Origin of the sequence: Pseudomonas japonica, from assembly GCF_013522925.1 — a bacterium.
GTDB classification, from domain to species: Bacteria; Pseudomonadota; Gammaproteobacteria; order Pseudomonadales; family Pseudomonadaceae; genus Aquipseudomonas; species Aquipseudomonas japonica_A.
The window spans coordinates 1-8,916 of sequence record NZ_JAAMQU010000030.1 but is presented as its reverse complement, the minus strand read 5'-3'; the positions used below and the strand labels follow the sequence as shown (position 1 = coordinate 8,916).

Below are 8,916 nucleotides of genomic sequence, written 5' to 3'. Positions count from 1 at the left end.
AATCCACCAGCTTGCGGTCATCGGCCTGCTCGCCCACGTTCAGGGGCAGGGCGCCGAAGACGCTGCCGGCGGATACCCGCTGCAGGCCGTTGACGCGAATATCGGAGATGGTGAAGGACTCGGCGTGGGCGGTACCGGCAAACAGCACGGCCGCCACCAGGGGCAACAGCGAGACGCAGCGCATACGAGTTTATATCCAGTTGGCACACTCCCCTCTCAGCCCGGGCATTTTCCGACATGGCCGATAAGGAGCAAAGTTTCGTCACCGCCGTGCGGTGTACGCTGTTATCAAGCGGCGAGCAGCTTACTGCACTCACCTGCAGGTGAACTTGTCGGGTTTGTTGGCCCGCGTACAAAGCGCAATACAATCAACCGGTCAATGTTGATAAATAACGGTTGGCGTACCAACAGCCGTTGAAACGGACGCGCCGGTGAAGTAACTGTCACCTTCACGGGTATGTATTTCATATTCGGGTTTGCCGCGCTTGCCCTCGCCGGTGCCGTCGTACCTGAGCACCCTGGCCACCTCCTGGAACCGCAGCGCGCGGGTACCGTTGTGCGAGGGGCCGGTGAGCACACTCACCCGTCGGTACCAGCCGGCGCCAGCCTGGGCAGGGTTGAAACTGTGCAACATGGCTTCGAAGCGCTCCAGCCTGGAGAACGCCCACAGGGTTTGTTCGCCCTTTTGCTCACTGTCTTCGCAGCCGGTGAACACGAACAGATTGATCGAGGGATCGTCTTCACAGAAGAAATCATACGGCAATAACCCACCGACCATTTTGCTGCCCGGCACGAAGCCTTTTTTATGCACCAGAAACATTCGCCGCCCCATGACAATGCTATCAAACAGATTAACCGGGCAGATCAAACCACGATGAGGGGTGAAATAACTATCTAGCGTTTATATTGGATCAAACCCGGGCTGATACAAACGGGCACCGTGTAGCACGTTCAGATACCTGCTCGTATAAGCCGGGGCTTGTACGCCATAACTTTTATGTTTTTTACATTCTGCTACACAGCCTCGCCTTAAGTTCACCGCGGCGTCGCCGATACATCGGCATCGAGCTTTCTTGGGCTGCATTTTGCGCCCGGCTCTCACTGCCCCTGCAAGGTATTTATGAAACTGACATTGGGAAAGAAGCTGGCGCTGTCTGCCAGCGCCGCATTGCTGTTGGTGGGCATCAGCCTTACCGCTACCCATTACGTTGAGAGCAAGAACACCCTCGAGGCCTCCATTGCCGCACAGGTCAGCAACACCGGAAAGGTGTTCGCCGCCAACGTGAGCTATTGGCTCACCAGCAAGCAGCTGGCCATGGCGTCGGTCACGGCCACGGGCAACCCGGCCGACCTGCCCTTGCAGCTCGAACAGGCCAAGGTCGCCGGCGGCTTCGACAACGTGTTCCTGGCCCGCCCGGACGGCTCGCAGATCAACGCCAACCACGTAAGCCTGCCCGCCGACAACAACGACCCACGTCGCTGGAAGTGGTACCAGCAAGCCATGATCAACCCGGGCGAGGTGTACTTCTCCACGCCTTCGATCGCCGCCGCCACCCAGAGCTTCGTGCTATCACTGGGCAAGGTCCTGAGCTCCAACGGGGAAACCCTCGGTGTGCTCGGCGCCGATGTGAGCATGAGCGAAATTCTTGGCCAGCTTAAGCAGATCAAGCTGCCGGGCAACGGCTCGGCGTTCTTCGTGGACCGCAACGGCACCATCCTCGGCCATACCGACCAGGGCGTGCTGGACAAGCCGGTGACCAGCCTGTACCCGGCGCTGACCTCGGCCAACCTCGACGCCCTCTCGGGCGGCGACGGTGCCCGCTTCCTGCTGACCGACCGTGGCGAACGGCTGTACGTGGCGCCGATCAACCATCAGCACCAGAAACTGATCATGGTGCTCGACCACGAAGCCTTGCTCGCACCGCTGCGCACCAGCCTCTGGGTCGCGCTAGGCACCTTGGCGGTCATCCTGGTGATCTCGCTGCTGGTAGTGAACGCCTTGTGCGTATGGTTGTTGCGGCCCCTGGGCGCGATGTCCCAAGGCCTGCAGGTGATTGCCAGCGGCGACGGCGACCTCACCCAGCGCATCACCCTGCAATCGCGCGACGAAGTGGGCGAGCTGGGCCAGCATTTCAACCAGTTCGTGGGCAGCCTGCACACCCTGATCGGCCATGTGCGCCAACAGGCGGTGGACATTGACCAGGAATCGACCAAGGTGCTGGACCGCAGCAGCGATTCGGCGCGAAGCCTGGGCCAGTTGCAGGAAGAACTTACGCTGGTGGCCACGGCCGTGACCGAAATGGCCAGTGCTACCCAGGAAATCGCCGGCAACGCCGAGCGCACCGCAAGCTCCGCCCAGCATTCCTCGGCCAGCAGCCTGAAAGGGCTGGAACTGGTACGTAAAACCCAGGGTTCCATCGGTGACCTCTCCGGCGAAATCAACGCCGCCACTGCGGTGGTGAACGAGCTGAGCGAGTACTCACAGTCCATCAGCAGCGTGCTCACCAGCATCCAGGGCATTGCCGAGCAAACCAACCTGCTGGCGCTCAACGCTGCCATCGAAGCGGCACGCGCGGGCGAACAGGGCCGTGGCTTTGCCGTGGTGGCGGACGAAGTGCGGATGCTGTCCCAGCGCACCCAGGAGTCGACCAAGTCGATCCAGAGCACGGTGGGCAATATCCAGCGCATTACCCAGGATGCCGTGAACCGCATGGCCAGCAGCACCGGCCTTGCCGAGCGCAGCGTGGCCGACGCTCAACTGGCCTGCGCATCGCTGGAGGCGATCACCGCTTCTGCCGATGAAATCTCCGGGATGTCCCAGCAGATCGCTTCGGCTGCAGAGGAGCAGTCTTCGGTGACCGAAGAAATCACCCGCAACGTGGTGACCATCCAGACCCTGGGCGAAGACCTGGTGGACATCGCGCAAAGCGCTGAACACCAGGCGCGTTTGCTGCAAGAGCGCGCTGGAGACCTGAACGGCAAGGTAGCGCGGTTTATTCTTTGAAGCCCTGCGGGACCCGGCTCAGCAGGCCCTCCCGAGACAACCGATACCGGTCGAAATCAGCCGCCAGCACGAGGTTGCCGCCGTACACGGCGGCGGCTTCCTGGCGCAGGTCCTCGATGGACAGCCCCTGCCGGGGGTTTGCCTGGTAGCGCGGGCTGAAGTGGGTGAGTACCAGGTTGGGTACTTGTACCTGCTGGGCAAAGGCTGCCACGGCTGCGGCGCTGCTGTGCCCGTGGTGGGTTTTGCCCTTCGCTACCTCGGCGGTATAGGTCGCCTCATGCACCAGCACCTGGGCGCCCAGGCAGGCTTCGGCCAGGCGATGCGGCTCACTGTTATCGCCAGCTACCACGATGCATTGGGTGGGCTGGTCGAAATGGACATAGTCAGCGCTGTGTAACACGCGGCCTTGGTACTCGACGCTGCCGCCACGTATCAACGCGCCCCAGGCAGGGCCCCGCTCGATGGCGTCGGCCAGCAGCTTATCGCGGTTCAGCCGTGGCTGCTGCGCCTGCTCGGTGAGCCGGTAGGCATACGACGGTACCCGATGGGCCAGCACCGCAGTGCTTACCGCCACCTCAGAATCGTTCCAACACTCGCCGCCCACCAGGGCTTCGGTGGCGTGGAAGCGCAGCTCGAACGGCAGCCAGGTGTGGGTCAGCTCAAAGGTGGCCCGCAGCCACGTTTCGATACCCTCAGGGGCAATGATATCCAGCGGCAAGGTTCGCCCCTGCAGCCCGGCACTGGCCAGCAGGCCAGGTAAGCCGTAGCAATGGTCCCCGTGGACGTGGGTGATGAATACTCCGGCCAGCCCTTGCAGCGACAGCGGCGTACGCAACACCCGATGCTGGGTGCCTTCGCCGCAATCCACCAGATACCAGCCCTTGCCTTGCCCTGCCAGCACCGCCAGCCCGCTCACGTTGCGCGCGCGGGTTGGCGTGCCGGACGAGGTACCCAGAAACAGCAGTTCCATGCGCAAGCTCCCGCGCCAAAAACAACAGTATGCCACCGGCCGGCCGGGGGCCGGGGTGCGCCAGCGAAAACCACCTATAGTGACACTATGACTACCGTCACCTTTCGCTTCTATGCGCACCTCGAGGGCTTTTTGCCCAGCCAGCGCCGTGGCCGTGCGTTCGCGTGCGCCTGCCCGCCCCTGGCCACAGCCCGTCATATGATCGAAGCGCTGGGTGTTCCGCACACCGAGGTGGCACTGTTGCTGGTTGACGGTCAGTCCGTAGGGCTCGATCAACGCCTGCAGGGCGAGGAGCGGGTGACCGTATACCCCAAGTTCGAGCAGCTGGACATCAGCCCCATCACACCCTTGCGGCAATCGCCGGCGGGCCCTCCCCGCTTCGTTGCCGACGCGCATCTGGGTGGCCTTGCCAGGCTGCTGCGCATGGCGGGCTTCGACACACTGTTCGACAACGCCGGCGCGGATGCCACCCTGGCCGCCACCGCTCGGCGCGAGGCGCGCATCTTGTTGACCCGCGACCGGGACCTGCTCAAGCACCGTGCCGTGGCACATGGTTGTTATGTACATACCCTCAAGCCGACCGCCCAACTGCGTGAGCTGTATGACCGCCTGGACCTTCACGCCAGCGCTCAACCCTTCAGCCTTTGCCTGAACTGCAATGCCGCCTTGCGGGAAGTGAACCGGCAGGACGTGCTCGACCGGCTGCCGCCCCGTGTGCGAGAGCGGCAGCAACGCTTCCTCACCTGCCTGCACTGCCAGCGGCTGTACTGGGAGGGTTCGCATTGGCGGCGGATGAACGCGCTGTTGGCTTCGCTTACGGAGCCTGGATGACTCGATGTTTCGTATCCACCACCTTTACCTGCCTTTACAGACCCTTTACCGCCATCGGGTGTAGAGTTTCCCTCTCAGCAACGTTGGCTCACCTGTGACTACCGCCATGAGCAGAATCGATCCCGTCTCCACTGTCGCCGCCGCCTTTCTCCTGTTGTTGATCGCCCTCACCTCCTGGGCTCGCGCTGAACTACCCGGTGCCACGCTGGCCTGGCTCGGAGGCCCGGTGATGGAGGTGACTGCCTCTTGTGTGCGCTCCGAGGGCAACCGCCACCTGCCCGCCGCCTGCTGAATGCTTTAGAACTGCATCAGGTTCATTGCCTCCAGAATGGCGGTACCGCCCAGGCCTGTGAGCGACACCATCACCGCACGCAGAAAGGGCTCTTCGGAATACGGCGCGAACGCACCGGTGCGCAGGTCCTTGATGCGTTGGCGCAGAAGGTTGAGCTGTTTGCAAATGGCCTCGGGGCCTGGCTCCTCTGCCGCTGACCTGTCAGACGGCAACCCGATATTCTCCGGATGGGTGCCCTGGAGCAGGTAGTGATCCAGGCGTGCCAGTGCCACTTCCCGGGCTCGCTCGGCGGCCCGACGCAGGGTCAAGGCAGACCCAAGCAGGATCGCTGCATTCAACGCGAGGATCAGGCTACTGCTCAAAGGCGCTGGCCAGTTATCGAACACGGTGCTTCGAGAGGCCATCAGCACAAGCATTACCAGTGTGGGCGCGTAGATCAGCCGATTGACGGCTGAAGTGCGCTTGGCGATCAGGGTCACGGTGAGGTAATCATCGACATAAGCGTCCATAACGCCGGAAGGCAACGTCGCCCATTGGGCGCGCAGTGCCTTTGGCCACACGAAGTGACCCTGGCTCAGCTGGCGGATGAAGCGGCTGAGTAACAGATTGGCGTCCATCACCCAGAACACCAACATCTGAAAGGCCACGGCGTGTACTACCCAGGTCCACAACCACACCCCTGCGTAGTCACCTCGTATGGGTACGTCCTCCACTGGCAAAAGTACGTACACCGCGCTGGTGACAACGAGGAAAAGCCAGGTGAACAGCACCACCCGCGCCATGCGCGCTGGCATGCTGCCAGCCGCCCGGTGCTCGGCCCAGAATATAACCAGGGATCGAGGCAAGCGACCGTCCCGGGACGAAAGCTTGTGCCTTATGGAGCCTTCCTTGCCCGGGGGAAGCAACAGTGGCTTGGTGCCCGGGAGTGGCAGCAGGATGCGATGAAGTAGCCGCCCGAGCGTGGTTTGAATACTCATGCCACCGGTACCCCTGACGGCTCTATAGCTTTGCCATTGCTGGAAAAGGGTCACCGGCAGCCCTCGCAGGCCGACGTCCAGGCAGTACTCGCGCTCGATCACGCGGCGGTTTACGCTCAGCTTGCGCCAAGCCCAGGCTATCGACACCAGCGAGATAGCAGCGGCCAATACCCGCAAGATCACCGTGGGCCAGGCGCTGATCCCCTCCCACAGGAACATGGGCTCACCCAACCCCTGCCCGGTCAACTCGGCCCGATGCTGGTAACCCCACAACAGCACGAGCGTGAATATCAGCGCAGGGATCACCACATACCAGCCAGCACCGCCATCGCTCAGATGCGTGGTGCCGTTATCATCCCCTGACAGCCGTGCCTTCACTTGCTGCCTGTTTCGCCCCTGACACCACCCGCCTAGCACAGCGATAACACCGGCGAGCCATAAAAACTCCACACTCCACCAGCGGGTCGCCAGCCATGCGAAAAACGCGGCAGTGGCATACATCGCCATCGGTGCACGCTGAGCCCAGCCCGCGCGCTGCTCATGTGCATATTGGCCGTTGCGCTCGGTATGCCACCACGCCAGCGCCACACCGATCACCAACAGCAGCAGGGCCAGGGGGCCGGCCAGGAAGAACGACTGGGTCTGCCCAAGCCACTCCTGAATGCGCGGCGACACATCCAGGTACGCCGGTGGCGGGGGGTCTTGCAGGCATTGCAGGGCCATGATGTCCTGTGCCCTTACCCGGCCACCTTTGTCAGCCAGGCTCCCCACGGAGCAGCTGGGCGGCCGCTGGCGGTCGAGGGTGCTGGCCAGCGGAATGAAGCCGCTGGCGCCTATCTCATAGATGGACGGCGACAGCAGCGAGGATTTGGAATAGTCGAATTTCCCGCGCTTGGCTTCAAATCCCTGAGGCGCCAGAGCCGCCAGCACCGCGATGTACACCGCGCTTTGCAAGCTCTCGCGAAACGGCGGCACGTCTTGCTGCAAGGCACGGGTAAGCGTAAGCCCGTAGGGCGCGGCCAATACCAGGTTGCGGGTGGTTTTCGCCTGCCCCTGCTGGAGCATGCGCGCATCCAGATCGGTGGAAAAATAAACCTTGGTTGGCATTCGGCTTTTCAACGCTTGCAACGCCAGCAGCTTGTCGTAGGTGTCCTGGCCAAAAATGCCGATTGCTCCTATGCCCTCTCCTCCTTCATCCCGCATTTTCTTGTCGGCGCGCGCGATGTGGTCGGCCAGGCGCCGCAGATAATCCAGCTGCCCGTCGCCATCGGCGGTTTCCCGCGGCGCGTTCTCCGGGCTCGCTTTATCCTCTGAAGCAGGCTTGGCCGAGGTCGATGGCTTTTCCGGTAGCCGCCCGTCCAAGCCTCGCAGGTAGCCGAAGCGCATCACCCATTGGTCCAGCTCCAGTCTTGCAACGGTGCTGAGCACGGGTACCGGATTAGGCGATGGATCATCCTCTGGCATCAGGCCGGCGCGCTTGGCGACCTGGGCTTTGAAGCTCTCGATCAGGGCGCGGCTGTAGAAGCTGTCCCATTCGGCAATGATGGCCACCCGGTTGGATTTCTCCCAGCGGCTGGCCGGGCACTTGAGGCCTGGTGTGCCTTCGGGAGAGCGCGCGCATTGCATGGCCAGGGCTGGGTCCACATGGCGAAGCTTCAGTTCTTCGAGCAACAAGGAAGAAAGGGTGCCGTCGTCGCTGACGGTGCGCAGCAGCTTCATTGCGTCGGGGTGGCTGCGCTTGGCATCATCACTCGGCTCCTGCATGCCTTCCATTAAGCGCGTGCGTTCGGCCGTCGCCAGGGGCGAATAGATCTCGACCAGTTGCGGCACTGGTTTACCCTTGCTACGCAGGGCGGCTTCTTCCTGATACATCTTGCGAAGCACGGCGGAACTGGAAGGCCCGATGACTTTAAGCGGCGCTTCCTCTCCCGGCCAATTGGCAGGACAGCTCAGGGCCGGGCCGGTCACTATGCGCGCTTGGTAGTGAAGGGGCTCACGCAACGTTTCGAGCGCGTCAAGCGGCTTATCGCCCAACGCCTCCTCGTTTACCCAGAACAACACGGTTCGGTCGGTCGTTTCCCGCACCTCATCGATATTGAGCGGCGGGTCGAAAGGGTCAGGGCCAAAGGCTTCGTAGGGTATCTCCGTGGAAGTCCCGGCAACGTCATGGCGAAGGCAGCGGATATGGCTTTCATCCAGCGGTACCCGCCGGCTGGTTTTGAACCCCGCGAGGATGGCATAGCGGATGCGCCGCCGAAGCTCGATCTCATCGGCGTACGCCGCGCCTCGCACCAGCGCAACCATCACCTTCGGCGGCTGGGGGTTGACCAACGACTCACCGCCGGATTTCAGCTCCTCGGGATCGGAAATTGCGGTTGCCATGTAGGTACAGGCATCGCCGATTTTCCCCCCAGACTTTTCCTTGGTGTCCTTGACCGATGCTCGATACCGCGCCAAGGCATCGAACGGGTCCTGCCACAACCGCGCATCGATCGGGGGCTGCGTTACTACCGGCGGGCTCGCCGGGCGCGCATCCACGAACGGTTGCCGTTGCAGCACGAACGTTGAAATTGCCAGGCTCACCAATACCGCCCCGCCAGGTAGCCAGAACGAAAGGCCCCCGCTACTTTCCTTGTTGCTCTCCATTGGCTACTCCCGTACACACCGCCTTCCAGGCGACATGCAGCGGTCCCATCCACGGGTTGGTGAGGCACCAGCTCGTACTGCATCGATGTGACCTTGCCCATCGACGGCATACACATGAACACACGTTGAACGCTGGCCTCGGCGGCCACTCGATTTGCCTGCAGACCGAGAACAACCGGGGGCGTGGGGCGGGGGC

6 protein-coding genes and 2 pseudogenes are annotated in these 8,916 nt (G+C 62.5%); 4 read left to right on the top strand and 4 right to left on the bottom strand.

Annotated elements, in window-relative coordinates; genetic code table 11:
- Both G7016_RS24640 and G7016_RS24635 read right to left on the bottom strand, forming a co-directional pair.
- Nucleotides 1-184 (bottom strand): annotated as a pseudogene (locus tag G7016_RS24640) (POTRA domain-containing protein); the annotation flags it as partial.
- 192 nt (nucleotides 185-376) lie between these two features.
- Complete coding sequence (locus G7016_RS24635) at nucleotides 377-820, bottom strand: hypothetical protein (protein WP_181118389.1); 444 nt, start codon at nucleotides 818-820, stop codon at nucleotides 377-379.
- Between the two features lie 300 nt (nucleotides 821-1,120).
- On the opposite strand from G7016_RS24635, the pseudogene G7016_RS25750 reads away from it, so the two are divergent.
- Together G7016_RS25750 and G7016_RS25745 are read left to right on the top strand one after the other, a co-directional pair.
- Nucleotides 1,121-2,146 (top strand): annotated as a pseudogene (locus G7016_RS25750) (HAMP domain-containing protein); the annotation flags it as partial.
- A 153-nt stretch (nucleotides 2,147-2,299) separates the two neighbouring features.
- Nucleotides 2,300-3,004, top strand: coding sequence for a methyl-accepting chemotaxis protein (locus G7016_RS25745; RefSeq protein ID WP_375139720.1), 705 nt, complete (start codon nucleotides 2,300-2,302; stop codon nucleotides 3,002-3,004).
- Here G7016_RS25745 and G7016_RS24625 read toward each other — a convergent pair.
- Entirely contained in the window at nucleotides 2,994-3,974 is a 981-nt protein-coding gene (locus tag G7016_RS24625) for a ribonuclease Z (RefSeq protein WP_181118387.1), read from the bottom strand. The two genes, G7016_RS25745 and G7016_RS24625, sit on opposite strands and share 11 nt — an antisense overlap.
- Nucleotides 3,975-4,061: 87 nt before the next feature.
- Between G7016_RS24625 and G7016_RS24620 the strand changes: the two genes are divergently transcribed.
- On the top strand, nucleotides 4,062-4,805 hold the full coding sequence (locus G7016_RS24620) for a Mut7-C RNAse domain-containing protein (RefSeq protein ID WP_181118386.1): 744 nt from the start codon (nucleotides 4,062-4,064) through the stop codon (nucleotides 4,803-4,805).
- Between the two features lie 106 nt (nucleotides 4,806-4,911).
- Nucleotides 4,912-5,097 (top strand): hypothetical protein, encoded by a 186-nt coding sequence (locus tag G7016_RS24615; RefSeq protein WP_181118385.1) that lies wholly within the window; start codon nucleotides 4,912-4,914, stop codon nucleotides 5,095-5,097.
- 5 nt (nucleotides 5,098-5,102) lie between these two features.
- Here the strand turns inward: G7016_RS24615 and G7016_RS24610 are convergent, their stop codons facing one another.
- On the bottom strand, nucleotides 5,103-8,720 hold the full coding sequence (locus G7016_RS24610; protein ID WP_181118384.1) for a hypothetical protein: 3,618 nt from the start codon (nucleotides 8,718-8,720) through the stop codon (nucleotides 5,103-5,105).
- Nucleotides 8,721-8,916: the final 196 nt, after the last annotated feature.